General features: G+C 68.0%; 12 protein-coding genes and 1 pseudogene. All 13 read left to right on the top strand.

Annotated elements, in window-relative coordinates:
* The first annotated feature begins 2 nt into the window (after positions 1-2).
* Positions 3-1,292 carry a metal-dependent hydrolase family protein gene (locus ACSFBL_RS13345; protein ID WP_435516261.1) on the top strand — a complete coding sequence of 430 codons (1,290 nt, stop codon included), beginning with the start codon at positions 3-5 and terminating at the stop codon, positions 1,290-1,292.
* A gap of 10 nt (positions 1,293-1,302) precedes the next feature.
* Positions 1,303-2,586, top strand: coding sequence for a metal-dependent hydrolase family protein (locus tag ACSFBL_RS13340; protein WP_435516260.1), 1,284 nt, complete (start codon positions 1,303-1,305; stop codon positions 2,584-2,586).
* Positions 2,583-3,524: a branched-chain amino acid ABC transporter permease gene (locus ACSFBL_RS13335; RefSeq protein ID WP_435516259.1), complete on the top strand. Its 942-nt coding sequence runs from the start codon at positions 2,583-2,585 to the stop codon at positions 3,522-3,524. Before ACSFBL_RS13340 ends, ACSFBL_RS13335 begins: the two co-directional genes overlap by 4 nt.
* An 88-nt stretch (positions 3,525-3,612) precedes the next feature.
* Positions 3,613-4,755, top strand: coding sequence for a branched-chain amino acid ABC transporter permease (locus tag ACSFBL_RS13330; protein WP_435516258.1), 1,143 nt, complete (start codon positions 3,613-3,615; stop codon positions 4,753-4,755).
* Between the two features lie 16 nt (positions 4,756-4,771).
* Complete coding sequence (locus tag ACSFBL_RS13325) at positions 4,772-6,025, top strand: ABC transporter substrate-binding protein (protein ID WP_435516257.1); 1,254 nt, start codon at positions 4,772-4,774, stop codon at positions 6,023-6,025.
* Between the two features lie 112 nt (positions 6,026-6,137).
* Positions 6,138-6,956, top strand: a complete 819-nt coding sequence (locus ACSFBL_RS13320; RefSeq protein ID WP_435516256.1) for an ABC transporter ATP-binding protein — start codon at positions 6,138-6,140, stop codon at positions 6,954-6,956.
* Positions 6,956-7,450 (top strand): annotated as a pseudogene (locus ACSFBL_RS13315) (ABC transporter ATP-binding protein); the annotation flags it as partial. The gene ACSFBL_RS13320 and the pseudogene ACSFBL_RS13315, both read left to right, overlap by 1 nt.
* Before the next feature lie 519 nt (positions 7,451-7,969).
* A complete protein-coding gene (locus ACSFBL_RS13310; protein ID WP_435516500.1) occupies positions 7,970-9,202 on the top strand; it encodes a Tm-1-like ATP-binding domain-containing protein in 1,233 nt (410 codons plus the stop codon).
* Between the two features lie 28 nt (positions 9,203-9,230).
* The gene (locus ACSFBL_RS13305) at positions 9,231-10,061 is read left to right on the top strand and encodes a phosphoenolpyruvate hydrolase family protein (protein WP_435516255.1); all 831 of its coding nucleotides are present in this window, start codon (positions 9,231-9,233) and stop codon (positions 10,059-10,061) included.
* Positions 10,062-10,081: 20 nt separating this feature from the next.
* Positions 10,082-11,773, top strand: a complete 1,692-nt coding sequence (locus ACSFBL_RS13300) for a flotillin family protein (RefSeq protein WP_435516254.1) — start codon at positions 10,082-10,084, stop codon at positions 11,771-11,773.
* Between the two features lie 3 nt (positions 11,774-11,776).
* A complete protein-coding gene (locus tag ACSFBL_RS13295) occupies positions 11,777-12,217 on the top strand; it encodes an SRPBCC family protein (RefSeq protein WP_435516253.1) in 441 nt (146 codons plus the stop codon).
* Positions 12,217-13,698 (top strand): SRPBCC family protein, encoded by a 1,482-nt coding sequence (locus tag ACSFBL_RS13290; RefSeq protein ID WP_435516252.1) that lies wholly within the window; start codon positions 12,217-12,219, stop codon positions 13,696-13,698. The genes ACSFBL_RS13295 and ACSFBL_RS13290 overlap by 1 nt, the downstream gene beginning before the upstream one ends.
* A 31-nt stretch (positions 13,699-13,729) precedes the next feature.
* On the top strand, positions 13,730-14,107 hold the full coding sequence (locus tag ACSFBL_RS13285; RefSeq protein WP_435516251.1) for a VOC family protein: 378 nt from the start codon (positions 13,730-13,732) through the stop codon (positions 14,105-14,107).
* Position 14,108 lies beyond the last annotated feature (1 nt).

Below are 14,108 nucleotides of genomic sequence, written 5' to 3'. Positions count from 1 at the left end.
CCATGGCCGACGTGCTCTTCACGAACGTGCGGATCTTCGACGGTGGCGGCGAAGCGCCCTTCACCGGTGACGTGCTGGTGCAGGGCAACCGCATCGCCCGCGTGGTCAAGACGGCCTACGGCGCGCGGCCCGCACTCATCAGCGGCGCGCAAGTCATCGACGGCGCGGGCGCCTTCCTGATGCCGGGCATGGTCGAGGCGCACACCCATTTCTCCTGGAACGACCAACCCAGCCTCGACGCGATCCAGCGCATGCCGCCGGAGGAGCACATCCTGTGGTGCGCCGAGGTCGCGAAGCGCTATCTCGACATGGGCTGGACGAGCTGCGTCGGCGCGGCCACGGCCAAGCCGCGGCTCGACGTGGTCATCCGCAATGCGATCAACGACGGCACCATCATCGGCCCGCGCTACCTGGCCGCGAGCCAGGAGATCACCGTGCCGGGCGGGCTCGGCGACACCACGCAGCCGCACCTGCCGCAGCCGGAGTTCGCCTTCGGCGCGATCGTCAGCGGCGCGGAGGAGATGCGGCGGTGCGTGCGCATGTTCGCCAAGTACGGCGTCGACTCGCTCAAGATCAATCTCTCCGGCGAATCGATCACGGGCATGCCGAGCGAGATGAGCCAGTTCACCGAGGAGGAGATCACCGTCTGCGTGCAGGAGGCCAAGGCATGGGGCAAGCGCGTGGCCGCCCATGCGCGCTCCACCTGGTCAATCAAGCAATGCGTGAAGCAGGGCATCGAGGTGATCTACCACGCGAGCTTCACCGACGAGGAAGCGCTCGACATGCTGGAGGCGAAGAAGACCGAGCACTTCATCGCGCCCGGCCTGGCCTGGCTCATCAACACCTGCCATCACGCGAGCCAATGGGGACTGACCCCCGAGGTGACGCGCAAGATGGGCTACCACCGCGAGCTGGAGGCCGCCGTCGAGAGCATGCGCGCCATGCGCAGGCGCGGCATCCGCATCCTGCCGGGCGGGGACTACGGCTTCGCATGGACGCCCCACGGCACCAACGCGAAGGACCTGGAGTACTTCGTCAAGTACGTCGGCATGAGCACGATGGAAGCCTTGCTGTCGGCCACCGCCTGGGGCGGCCCGATGATGCGCATGGGAAAGGTGCTCGGCTACATCCGCGAGGGCTACCTGGCCGACATCCTGCTGATCGACGGCGACCCACTCGCCGACATCACCGTGCTGCAGGACAAGTCCCGGATCATGGCCGTCATGAAGGACGGCGAGTTTCATCGCGCGCCCCCGGTGCGTTCACAACGTACCACCCGCTGGGCAGCATAGGAGATACGTCATGGCTGATGTCGTCTTCACCAACGTCCGCATCCTCGACGGCACGGGGCAGAACCCCTACAGCGGCAGCGTGCTCGTGCGGGGCAACCGCATCCGGCAGGTCGGGCGCAGTTCGGCGCCGATCGCCCCCGGCGGCGCGACGGTGATCGACGGCGCGGGCGCCACGCTGATGCCCGGCATGTGCGAGGCCCACACGCACTTCTCGTGGAACGATGCGGCCACGCTCGCGGCCATCCAGACCATGCCGCTCGAAGAGCACGTGCTGTGGTGCAGCAAGGTGGCCCGGCGCTACCTCGAAGCGGGCTTCACCTCCTGCGTCGGCGCCGCCTGCGCCAAGCCGCGGCTCGACGTGGTGATCCGCAACGCCATCAACGCCGGGCAGATCCCGGGACCGCGCTACCTGGCGGCGAGCCAGGAGATCACGGTGCTGGGCGGACTGGGTGACGAGACCCTGCCGCACCTGCCCTTCCCGGAGTTCAGCTTCGGCGTGAACATCTCCGGCCCCGAAGAGATGCGCAAGGCCGTCCGCACCTTCCTCAAGTACGGCGTGGACTCGGTCAAGCTCAACCTGTCAGGCGACAACTTCACGCCCCAGTCGCCGTCCGAGACGACATGGATGATGGACGAGGAGGTCGAGGCGGCCATGCGCGAGGTGCGCATCCGCGGCAAGCGCGGCATCGCGCATGCGCGCTCGTCGGACAGCGTGAAGCAGGCGCTGCGCCACGGCATCGACCTGATCTACCACGCGAGCTTCGTCGATGACGAGGCGATCGACATGCTCGAAGCCGCGAAGGACCGCGTCTTTGTCGCACCCGGCATCGCGATCCTCTACGCCATGCTCTACGAGGCCGAGCCCTACGGCGTCACGCACGCCATGGCCGTCGACATGGGCTACGAGACGGAATGGGAAGCCGCCTGCGTGTCGCTGTCGAAGATGCACAAGCGCGGCATCCGCGTGCTGCCGGGTGGCGACTACGGCTTCGCCTTCACTCCGCACTGCCAGAACGCGCGCGACCTGGAGTTCTTCGTCAAGTACCTGGGCTTCACGCCGATGGAGGCGATCCGCTCGACCACGTTCTACGGCGGCCAGATCATGATGAAGCCGGACGAGCTGGGCGTCATCAAGGACGGCTACCTCGCCGACATGCTGCTGGTCGACGGGGACCCGCTGGCCAACCTGTCGATCCTGCGCGACCCGAAGCGCATCCTCGCGGTGATGAAGGACGGCGAGTTCGCCAAGACGCCGGAGATCGCGTCGCAACGCAGCTGGGAGCGCGCCGCGTGAGTCGAAAGAACTGGGCGCTCCTGCTGCTGTTCGCCGTTCCGGTCGCGGTGTTCGCCGTCTGGGCGATCGTCGACAACGCCTCGCTGTTCTTCAAGACGCTGCTGAACGGGCTCACGCTCGCATCGCTCTACTTCCTCGTCGCGAGCGGGTTCACGCTAGTGTTCGGGCTGATGCGCAACGTCAACCTGGCGCATGGCTCGCTCTATCTGTTCGGGGCCTACATCGGGTGGTACGTGGGCGAGCACACCGGCTCCTGGGTGCTGGCGGTGATCGCCGGCTTCCTGTCGGCTGCCGTGCTGGGCCTGCTGATGCAGGTGCTGGTGTTCCGCCACATGCAGGGGCAGGACCTGCGGCAAACGCTCGTCACCATCGGCCTGTCGATCGTGCTCGCCGACCTGATGCTGTGGGCCTGGGGTGCGGAGATCTACACCTTCGATCCGCCATCGTGGATCTACGGTTCGACCACGCTGCCGCTGGTCAACAAGTTCCCGACCTATCGCATCTTCGTGCTGATCGCCTCCATCGTGATCGGTGTCGGACTGTGGCTGCTGCTCGCGCGCACGCGCATCGGGATGATGATCCGCGCCGGCGTGGACGACCGCGGCATGCTGGCCGCGTCCGGGGTCAACGTGCAGCGCGTCTTCGCGCTGACCTTCGCGATCGGTGCCGGCTTGGCCGGGCTGGCAGGCGTTGTCGGCGGTACGGCGCTTTCGATCTCGCCGGGCGAGGACACGCGCTACCTGCTCGCATCGCTCGTCGTGGTGATCGTCGGCGGCATGGGCAGCGTGGTGGGCGCGGCGATCGGCGCATTGCTGATCGGGCTGGCCGAGCAGTTCGGTCTCGCCTACGCGCCGACCTACAGCGTGGTCTTCACCTTCGTGATCATGGTGGTTGCGCTGGCGTTCAAGCCGCGCGGCCTGATGGGGAAAAACACGTGAGCGCACGCCCGGCCGCTCCGAAGGGAGCTCGCACCGCAGTGCGAAGCACGGAGGTCTCCGAATGAGCGCGGCGAAGTGGCGGCGGGCCATGAACTCTTCCTCCGCCGCCGCGGCAGAGGCTGCACGCGGCGCGCGCGATACGAGCCGGCCGACGGTCGTGCATTCGACTGCGCAGGCGCTCCCTCTGCGCAGCGTCGCAACGGAGGCGCGCCTCTCCAGCTGGTGGCGCTCCGTCGTGCGCGCCGTGAAGTGGCGCCACATCGCCGTCCTCGTCTTCGTCTTCGCCTACCCCTTCTTCGCCACGCCCTTCTTCACCTTCCAGATCGGCGCGCAGTCGCTGGCGCTCGGCCTCATCGCACTGTCGCTGATCTTCCTCGGCGGCTACGGCGGCATGGTGTCGCTGGCGCAGATGACGGTCGCAGGCTTCGCGGCCTACATGCTGGCGATCTTCGGCACCAGCAGCAACCTGGCCATCAGCCTGGGCTGGCCGTGGTGGCTCGCGCTCATCGTCGCGGTCTCCCTGGGGACGCTGGTTGCCGCGGGCATCGGCTGGCTGTCGGTGCGCACGGAAGGCATCTACACCATCATGATCACGCTGGCGGTGGGCGTCGCCTTCTTCTACCTGGCGCAGCAGAACTACACCGTCTTCAACGGCTTCCAGGGTTTCAGCCGCATCGCGGCGCCGACGGTCTTCGACCTGAACCTCGGCGAGCCGATGCCCTTCTACTTCCTGGTGCTCGCCTGCTCGCTGGCCGGCTACTTCTTCGTCAAGCACCTGATCCGCGCGCCCTTCGGCATCGCGCTGCAAGGCATCCGCGACAACCCGCGCCGCATGCAGGCGCTGGGCTACAACGTGACGGCGCACCGCGTCGGCGCCTACGCTGTGGCCGGCTTTCTCGCTGCGGTGGGCGGCATCCTGATGGTCTGGTACAACGGCCGGATTTCGCCCGGCACGGTCGGTGTCGGCGCGATGATCAACATCCTCATCATCGCCGTGCTCGGCGGCATGAAGCACCCCATCGGTGCCTTCGTCGGCGCGATCGTCTTCGTGCTGCTGCAGAACTTCGCCATCGACCTGGTCGACCGCGAACGCTTCAATCTCGTGATCGGCGGGGTCTTCCTCGCGATCGTGCTGTTTTCACCCGACGGGTTGCTCGGCTTGTGGCAGGGCCTCCGCAACCGCCTGGACTCCGCTTTCACCCACCGCGGCCAAGGCCGCATTCATCGATGACAAGAAGGAGCGAGACATGAGCAAAGGCAAGAAATCGTTCGGGCGCAGCATCGTGGCTGCGGCAGCTTTGGTCGCCCTGGGCGGCGTCGCATACGCCCAGGAGACGATCAAGATCGGGCTGCTGGCATCCCTCGAAGGACCGTTTGCGGCGCCCGGACAGGATGGCATGCGTGGCGCGGACATGGCGCTGAAAGAGAAGAACGGCATGGCCGGCGGCAAGAAGGTCGAGTTCGTCAAGGTCTCGTCCGACGCGACGCCCGACAAGGCCGTGAACTCCACGCGCAAGGCGGTCGAGCAGGACAAGGTGCAGATCATGATCGGCCCGCTGTCGGGCGACGAAGGCATCGCCGTCAAGAACTACGCGAAGACGCAACCGAACATCACCTTCATCAACGGATCGTCGGGCGCGCAGGCCGCGACGTGGGGCGATCCGGCACCGAACTTCTACCGCTTCAACACCGAGGGCGCGCAGTGGATGGTAGGCCTCGGCGAGCATGCGCTCTCCAAGGGCTACAAGAAGACCTTCCTGATCGCCGAAGACTATGGCTTCCCGTATTCGCAGGTGCAGGGCTTCATGGCCAGCTACTGCGCCAAGGGCGGCAAGGTGGTCGACAAGGCATGGGTGCCGCTGGGCACCAAGGACTACGCCTCGGTGATCGCGAAGATCCCGAAGGATGTCGATGCGCTGGTGGTGGTGCTCGGCGGCTCGGACGCGGTGAACTTCCTCACGCAGTATGAACAGGCCGGCGGCGACAAGCCGATGGTGGGCGGCTCGATCACCGTCGACCAGACCGTGCTGAACTTCAAGGGCAAGCGCCGCGAGTCGCTGCTGGGCACCGCGTCCGCGGGGCCGATGGCCGATTCGATCGACACGCCGGAGTGGAAGAAGTTCGTGGCCGACTACAAGGCCAACTTCAAGGACGGCTTCCCGAGCCCTTCGCTCTTCGCCTACCTGTACTACATCAACACCAAGGCGGCGCTCGACGGTCTCGATGCGGTCAAGGGCGATCTGTCGAACGGGCAGAAGGCCTATCGCGATGCGCTGCAGAAGACCAACTTCAACGGGCCGGCCGGTGTGGTGAAGATCGACGGCAATCGCAATGGTGTCGGCACCACCTACATCACCGAAGTGACGAAGGCGCCGGATGGTTCCTTCTACAACAAGGTGGTCAAGTCGGTGCCCAACATCACGCAGACGCTCGGTCTCCCAGAAGAGGAATTCAAGAAGATGGGCCTCGGCACGCGCGACGTGCCCGATTGCCGGAAATGAAGAGCACCCCCGTTGCTTGCTCACTGCGTGTAGCCGCCTCCCCCCTTGAGGGGGCAACACCAGCGGGCCGGCGAAGCCGGTTCCGCGGTGTTTCTCAAATGGGGCGCGCATAGTGGCCACGATCACCCCGCTCCGGCCTGCTGCTGCGCGCGGGCATATGGCCAGCGGCGTCGGCGGGCAGTTGCTCTCCGGCGACGCGCTGCGGCTGGACGGGGTGACGCGCGCCTTCGGTGCGCTGCGCGCGGTGGATGACGTATCGATCACGGTCACGGCCGGACAGAAGTACGCCATCCTCGGCTCCAACGGCGCGGGCAAGACCACGCTGTTCAATGCGATCACGGGCGACTTCCCGCCGACGGCCGGTCGCATCCATTTCTTCGGCGAGGACATTACCGACCTGCCGCCGCACGATCGCATCCGCAAGGGCCTTCGGCGCACGTACCAGTCCTCGCTGCTGTTCCGCGACCTCACGGTGCGGGACAACCTCTTTCTCGCGGTTCGCGGCGTGGCCAGCGGCCGCTTCAGTTTCCTGAGGGCGCGCGCGGGCAATGCCTCCACGCGTGCCACCAACGACCTGCTGGAGCGCACGCGGCTGAGCCACATCGCCGACGAGCGTGTCGCCAATCTCGCGCATGGGCAGCAGCGGCAGCTGGAGATCGGCATGGCGCTCGCCGGTGCGCCGCGCCTGATCCTGTTCGACGAGCCGGCCGCCGGCTTGTCGCCCGTCGAGCGGCGCGAACTGGTCGCGCTGCTGGGCTCGCTGCCGGCGCACATGAGCTTCGTGCTGATCGAGCACGACCTCGACATCGCGCTGCGCGTGGTCGACCGCGTCACCGTCATGCACAACGGGCGCACGCTGCGCACCGGCACGCCGGACGAGATCGAGAACGACGCGCAGGTGCAGGCGATCTACATGGGGAGCAAACACTGATGGCATGGTTCGGCTCCGATCGCAAGGCCACGGCCAGCGGCGCGCCGGTGCTCGTCATCGAGGCGCTCGACGTGTTCTATGGCCGCGCGCATGCGCTGCAGGGCGTGAGCCTCGCGCTGGAACGCGGCGTGCTCGGCATCGTCGGACGCAACGGCATGGGCAAGACCACGCTGTGCAACGCCATCACCGGCCTCGTGCCGGCGCGGGGGAGCATCCGGCTCTCGGGCGAGGAGATCCTCGGCCTGTCGCCGAACGAGATCACGAAGCGCGGCATCGCCTACGTGCCCCAGGGGCGTCGGGTGTGGGCTTCGCTGTCGGTCGACGAGACCTTGCGGCTCGTGGCTGGTCGCAGGCGGGAAGTCGATCGCGTCTATGCGATGTTCCCGCGGCTGGCGGAGCGGCGCGGCCATGGCGGCGCGCAGTTGTCGGGCGGCGAGCAGCAGATGCTGGCGATCGGGCGCGCGCTGCTGCTCAACCCCAAGCTGCTGGTGATGGACGAGCCGACCGAAGGGCTGGCGCCGGTGATCGTCGACCAGGTGGCGCAGGCCCTGCGCGACCTGGCGGCGGAAGGCAGCATCGCCGTGCTGCTGATCGAGCAGAACCTCGGCGTCGCGGTGTCGGTGGCCGACCGGATCGGCCTGATGGTCAACGGACGCATCGCGCAGGAGATGCCGGCGTCACAGCTGGCGGCCGACCGCGAGCTGCAGGAGCGCCTGCTCGGTGTGCGCTCCGGCGGCCCCGAGGATGAGGTCGAGAGCCTGGGCGCATTGCCCGCGGCCGACGCGCCGGCCTCCACGCAGGTCTTCACCGTCCGTCGCGCCCATGGCGATGGCGCGCCGTCGCTCGACGACCTGCCGCCCGCCACGGTGCGCGGCTTCACGCGATGGAACGCGGGCGGCACTGCCGCGCCGGTGGCAGACATCGCACGCGTCGCGCCGGCGCCCGCACCGACCAGCCCGGCATCGACAACGGCCGCACCGGCTTCCACGGCACCCCGGGTCTTCGAATTCCCCGTGGCCGCCAGCAGCGCACGCTCCGCCTACGTCGCGGGCACCTTCGACACCAAGGGCCGCGAGCTTTTCTTCCTGCGCCAATGCCTCGAAAAGCTGGGCATGCGCGTGGTCACCGTCGATCTCGCGACCTCTGGCAAGCCCTCGCCCGCCAGCGTGCACCCGCGCGAAGTGGCCCGTCATCACCCGCAAGGGGAATCGGCCGTCTTCAGCGACGACCGCGGCAGCGCGACCGCCGCGATGGCGACCGCGTTCGAGGCCTTCCTCGTCACGCGGCGCGACCTCGGCGGCATCATCTCGGCGGGCGGTTCCGGCGGCACCTCGATGGCGACGCAGGGCATGCGGGCGCTGCCCATCGGCGTGCCCAAGCTGATGGTGTCGACCATGGCCAGCGGCGACACGCGCCCCTACGTGGGGCCGAGCGACATCTGCATGATGTATTCGGTCACCGACGTGCAAGGCATCCACCGCATCAGCGAACTCGTGCTGGCGAATGCCGCCAACGCGCTGGCCGGGATGATTGCGCACCCGCCCGTCATCTCGACCGTCACCAAGCCGGCGATCGGTCTCACGATGTTCGGCGTGACGACGCCCTGCGTGCAGGCCGTCACCAAGCGCCTCGAAGACGCGTACGACTGCCTGGTGTTCCACGCGACCGGCGTCGGCGGCCAGTCGATGGAGAAGCTGGTCGATTCCGGCCTGGTGGCGGGCGTGATCGACGTCTCGACCACGGAGATCGCGGACGAGATCGCCGGCGGCACCCTCTCCGCCGGGCCAACGCGGCTGGACGTCTTCGCGCGACATGCCGTCCCTTACGTCGGTTCCTGCGGCGCGCTCGACATGGTGAACTTCGGCGCCTGGGACACGGTGCCCGAGCGCTTCAAGGGGCGCAGGCTCTACCGCCACAACCCGACGGTGACGCTCATGCGCACCACGGCCGACGAATGCCGCGCCATCGGCGAATTCATCGCCGCCAAGCTCAATGCGATGCGCGGGCCGGTGCGCTTCCTCATCCCCGAAGGCGGCGTGTCCGCCATCGACCGCCCCGGCCAGCCCTTCCACGACCCGGACGCCGACCGGGCGCTCTTCGCGGCCATCGAAGGCGGCTTCCGCGCGGGGCCGGATCGCAGGCTGCAGCGCCTGCCGCTGCACATCAACGACGAAGCCTTTGCCGACGCACTGTTCGGCGCATGGCATGAAGTGGCGCGCACGACACCCGGCGCGCGGCGCGCCTGAAGAACAACAAGCGAGGAGACAGACCCCCATGCCCCGCATCGCCCGATCGACATTGCTCGAACGCTTCCGCGCCAAGATCGCGGCTGGCCGGCCGCTCATCGGTGGCGGCGCCGGCACCGGCCTGTCCGCCAAGTGCGAGGAAGCCGGCGGCATCGACCTCATCGTCATCTACAACTCGGGCCGCTACCGGATGGCCGGGCGCGGCTCCCTCGCAGGCCTGATGGCCTACGGCAATGCCAACGAGATCGTCTGCGAGATGGCGCACGAGGTGCTGCCGGTGGTGCGCAACACGCCGGTGCTGGCCGGCGTGAACGGCACCGACCCGTTCATGATTCCCGACGAATTCCTGAACCGGCTCATCTCGCTCGGCTTCTCCGGCGTGCAGAACTTCCCGACGGTCGGCCTGATCGACGGCGTGTTCCGCGCGAACCTGGAGGAAACCGGCATGGGCTACGCGCTGGAGGTCGAGTTGATGGCCCGCGCCCGTGAGCTCGACCTGCTGACCACGCCCTACGTCTTCTGCGAAGCCGACGCGCGCGCGATGGCCGGCGCCGGTGCGGACATCGTCGTCTGCCACCTCGGCCTGACGACGGGCGGCACCATCGGCGCGGAAACCGCCGTCACGCTGGCCGACTGCGTGCCGCGCATCAACAAGTGGGCCGCCGCCGCGCACGCGGTCAAGCCCGATGCCATCGTGCTCTGCCACGGCGGGCCGATCGCGACACCGGAAGACGCCCAGTACGTCCTGGCGCATTGCCCTTCGTGCGCCGGCTTTTACGGCGCCAGTTCGATGGAGCGCCTGCCGACAGAGAAGGCGCTCACCGACACCACGCGACGCTTCGTCCAAATCACGCGATAGACCAACAGGAGACGACACCCATGCCAGGCGCTCAATTCGGAAGTTTCATCCTCGGGCTGATCGTCGTCGCGATCGTCGTGGCGATCGCGGTGTGGCTGCTGCACTGGCTCTACCTGCGCAGCTCGAAGGAACGCGCCTTCGTGCGCACCGGGCTCGGCGGGCAGAAGGTGGTGCTGGGCGGCGGCGCCTTCGTGCTGCCCATCGTGCACGACGTGATCCCCGTCAACATGAACACGCTGCGCCTCGAAGTGAGCCGCGGCCGCGACAAGGCGCTCATCACCAAGGACCGCATGCGCGTCGACGTGATCGCCGAGTTCTACGTGCGCGTCGCCACCAACGAGGATGCCGTCGCCGCAGCGGCCCAGACCCTCGGCCTGCGCACCATGGAACCGGAGCAGCTCAAGGAGCTGGTCGAAGGCAAGTTCGTCGACGCCCTGCGCACAGCAGCAGCCGAAATGACGATGGAAGAACTGCACGAGAAGCGCGGCGCCTATGTGCGCCGGGTGCGCGACGCCGTGGCCGAGGACCTGACCAAGAACGGCCTCGAACTCGAAGCCGCCTCGCTCACCCAGCTCGACCAGACCGGCATGGAGTTCTTCAATCCAAGCAACGCCTTCGACGCCGAGGGCCTGACCCGCCTCACCGAGCAGATCGAGCACCGCAAGAAGCAGCGCAACGACGTCGAGCAGGACACGCTGATCGCCATCCGCAACAAGAATCTGGAAGCCGAGAAGCTCTCGCTCGACATCGACCGCGAGAGTGAGCACGCGCGCCTCGCACAGCAGCGCGAGCTGGAGATGGCACGCGCCCGCCAGCGCGCCGAGGTGTCGACCGAACGCGCACAGCGCGAGCAGCAGGCCGAAGGCGCGCTGATCGCAGCCAAGGAGAGCATCGACACGGCCCGCATCCGTTCGGAGCAGACCATCGAGGAAGGCCGCATCACCAAGGAGCGCGCCATCCAGAGTGCCGAGATCGAACGTCGCCTCTCCCTCGAACTCGCGGAGCAGCAGCGCGCGATATCGATTGCCCGCGAAAGCAAGGCGCAGAGCGAAGCGCAGGCCGAGGCCGAACTGGCACGCGCCACGGCGGTGTCCGCGGAAGAGAAGGTCTTCACCGCACGCGAAGTCGAGATGGCCGAGCGCAAGAAGGCCATCGAGCTGATCGCCGCCGCCCAGATCGCCGAGCGCGACGCGCTGCGCCTCACTTCCGCGGCGCAGGCCGAGAGCGATGCGAGCACGGCCCGCGGCGCGGCCGTGCGTGCGCAGGCCGAGGCCGATGCGGACGCCGACAAAATCCGCTCGATGGCGATGAAGCTGCGCGCGGAGATCGAGGCCGACGCGGCGCGCTTGATGAACGAATCGCACAACATGCTCTCGCCCGAGGCGCGAATGTCCGCGCTGCGCATGAAGCTCGTCGAGAAGGCCGAGGCGATCATCCGCGAGTCGGTGCGACCACTGGAGAACATCGAGGGCATCAAGATCCTGCACGTGGAGGGGCTCGGCGGATCGTCGGGCGACGGCACCCGCAACGGGGATGGCAACTTCGCCGACGGGCTGGTCAACTCCGCGCTGCGCTTCCGCGCGCAGGCACCGCTGGTGGACCAGCTCTTGCGCGAGATCGGCATCCAGGGTGGCGACATCCAGCGGCTGGTGGGCGATGCCAGCGGCGCCCATGCCGCACTGCCTTCGTCGAGCGACACGTCGAAGGAATAGCGCATGGTCAGCGTCTATGTCTCCAGCGTCATCGACGCCAGTGCGGACAACGTGTGGTCGCGCGTGCGCGACTTCAACGGCATGCCGCAATGGCACCCGATGATCGCGGACAGTCGCATCGAGAACGGGCAGCCGTCCGACCGGGTCGGGTGCATCCGGCACTTCCACACCCGTGACGGCGGCATGATCCGCGAGAAGCTGCTGGCGCTCTCGGACTACGAATACAGCTGCACCTACGAGATCCTCGAAAGCCCGATGGGCGTGACCAACTACGTCGCGACGCTCAAGCTCACGCCGGTGACCGATGGCACGCGCTGCTTCGCCGAATGGAGCGCGGAGTTCGACTGCGATGCCGGCCGCGAAGGAGAACTCACGCAGTCCATCAGCCACGGCGTGTTCCAGGGCGGCTTCAATGCGCTGAAGCTGCACTTCGGCGGACGCTGATGCCGGGCCTGCAACGCGTCGTCCGCTCGACCGTCATCGATGCGCCGATCGAGCGTGTGTGGGCGGTGCTGCGTGATTTCAACAGCCACGACCAGTGGCACGACGTGGTGGAGCGCAGCCGCATCGAAGGCAACGAGCGCAGCGACCAGGTCGGCTGCGTGCGCAGCTTCACGCTCCGCGACGGCAACCGCATCCGCGAGCAGCTGCTGACGCTGTCGGACAGCGAACACAAGAGCACCTACTGCATCGTCGAGGCGACCTTGCCGCTGCAGCGCTATGTGGCTACCGTGACGCTGAAGCCGGTGACCGACGGCAACCGCACCTTCTGGCACTGGGAATCGACCTTCGCGACGCCGCCCGGCATGGAGCGCGAGCTGCGCGACACGGTGGCGCAGGGCGTCTACGAGGCCGGCTTCGAGAACCTGCGGCGGCATCTTCGGCTGGGCAGCGACCAGCGGGCGCCGGGTGCCGCAGCGATGCCGACGGCCATGCCGTTGCCCACGCGGCGCATCGGCGTCGAGCACTACGGCGGCCCGGAGGAACTCCGGCCGCGAGACGGCGAGGCCGCGGCACCGCGCGAGGGCGAGATCCGAATCCGGCAGCGCGCGATCGGCGTCAACTTCATCGACGTGTACCTGCGCCGCGGCTGGGTGCCGCAGATGCTGCCGGTGTCCGCCGCGTCGCCGGGGGTGCCCGGCATGGAGGCGGCCGGCGCCGTGGTCGATGTCGGTGCGCAGGTGTCGGGCTTCCTGCCCGGCGACCGGGTGGCCTACCTGGGACCGGCGCCCGGCGCCTACTGCAGCGTGCGCAGCGTGCCGGCCGAATGGGTGGTCCGGCTGCCTGCCGCGATCGAGGACGACGTGGCCGCCGCGCTGCTGCTCAAGGGCATCACCGCCGACTACCTGCTGCACGACCTGGGGCGCATCCAGCGGGGTACGCGCCTGCTGGTTCACGCCGCGGCCGGCGGCGTCGGCCTGCTGGTCTGTGCCTGGGCGCGCCGGCTCGGTGCCGTGGTGATCGGCACGGTGTCGAGCGAGGCGAAGGCCCGCATCGCGCGCGAGTACGGCTGCGAGCATGTGATCGTGACGCGCGACTACCGCTTCGCCGACGCCGTGCAGCGCGCCTGCGGCGGCGCCGACGTGGTGATCGACGGCCTGGGCGATGCGGCCCGCGAGGAGAACCTCGCCGCCCTCGCCCGCCGCGGCCACTGGATCAGCCTCGGCCAGGCGAGCGGCCCGCTGACGCCGCTTGCGCCCGATGCGCTGGTGGCCAAGTCGCTGAGCTTCTCGCGCCCCGTCGTGTTCGATTACGTGTCGACACAGGCGTCGCTCGCCGAGCGGGCGCAGCGCGTGTGGAACGCACTGGCCGACGGTGCTATCAGGCTGCCGCCGATCGAACGCTTTTCCCTCGAATCCGCCGCGCAGGCGCACACTCGGCTCGAATCGCGCGCCAGCACCGGCGCACTGGTGCTGTTGCCCTAGCGCAGCTCGAACCCCGAACAGGAGACTCCCCATGATCGTCGGCATGAACCATTTCACCGTGACCGCGGAAGACGAGAAGAAGACGCTGGACTTCTACACCGGCCTGCTCGGCCTGAAGGTCGGACACCGGCCGGACCTGGGCTTCCCTGGCGCGTGGCTCTACGGCAGCGGGCCGCAGGCGGTGCTGCACCTGTACTTCGGACGGCCGGTGCCTGAGCAGCGCACGGGGGTCATCGACCACATGGCTTTCACGGCGCAAGGCCTGAGTGCCGTGAAGAAGCGCTTCGACGAAAGTGGCGTGAAGTACGATTTGCGGCAGCAGGCCGGGGCCGGAACCTGGCAGTTGTTTTGCCTGGACCCCAATGGGGCCAAAGTGGAGCTTGATTTCGATGCATCGGAGAAGCCGTAGC

It is taken from the genome of Variovorax glacialis (assembly GCF_051216375.1).
Taxonomy (GTDB): domain Bacteria; phylum Pseudomonadota; class Gammaproteobacteria; order Burkholderiales; family Burkholderiaceae_C; genus Variovorax.
The sequence above is the reverse complement of the archived record's forward strand: the minus strand, read 5'-3'. Positions and strand labels throughout refer to the sequence as shown.

Excerpts from the sequence above, each read along its gene's own strand:
- ACSFBL_RS13285 (WP_435516251.1), top strand. The coding sequence starts at position 13,730 with ATGATCGTCGGCATGAACCATTTCACCGTGACCGCGGAAGACGAGAAG.
- ACSFBL_RS13330 (WP_435516258.1), top strand. The coding sequence starts at position 3,613 with ATGAACTCTTCCTCCGCCGCCGCGGCAGAGGCTGCACGCGGCGCGCGC.
- ACSFBL_RS13345 (WP_435516261.1), top strand. The coding sequence starts at position 3 with ATGGCCGACGTGCTCTTCACGAACGTGCGGATCTTCGACGGTGGCGGC.
- ACSFBL_RS13300 (WP_435516254.1), top strand. The coding sequence starts at position 10,082 with ATGCCAGGCGCTCAATTCGGAAGTTTCATCCTCGGGCTGATCGTCGTC.
- ACSFBL_RS13325 (WP_435516257.1), top strand. The coding sequence starts at position 4,772 with ATGAGCAAAGGCAAGAAATCGTTCGGGCGCAGCATCGTGGCTGCGGCA.
- ACSFBL_RS13295 (WP_435516253.1), top strand. The coding sequence starts at position 11,777 with ATGGTCAGCGTCTATGTCTCCAGCGTCATCGACGCCAGTGCGGACAAC.
- ACSFBL_RS13305 (WP_435516255.1), top strand. The coding sequence starts at position 9,231 with ATGCCCCGCATCGCCCGATCGACATTGCTCGAACGCTTCCGCGCCAAG.
- ACSFBL_RS13290 (WP_435516252.1), top strand. The coding sequence starts at position 12,217 with ATGCCGGGCCTGCAACGCGTCGTCCGCTCGACCGTCATCGATGCGCCG.
- ACSFBL_RS13340 (WP_435516260.1), top strand. The coding sequence starts at position 1,303 with ATGGCTGATGTCGTCTTCACCAACGTCCGCATCCTCGACGGCACGGGG.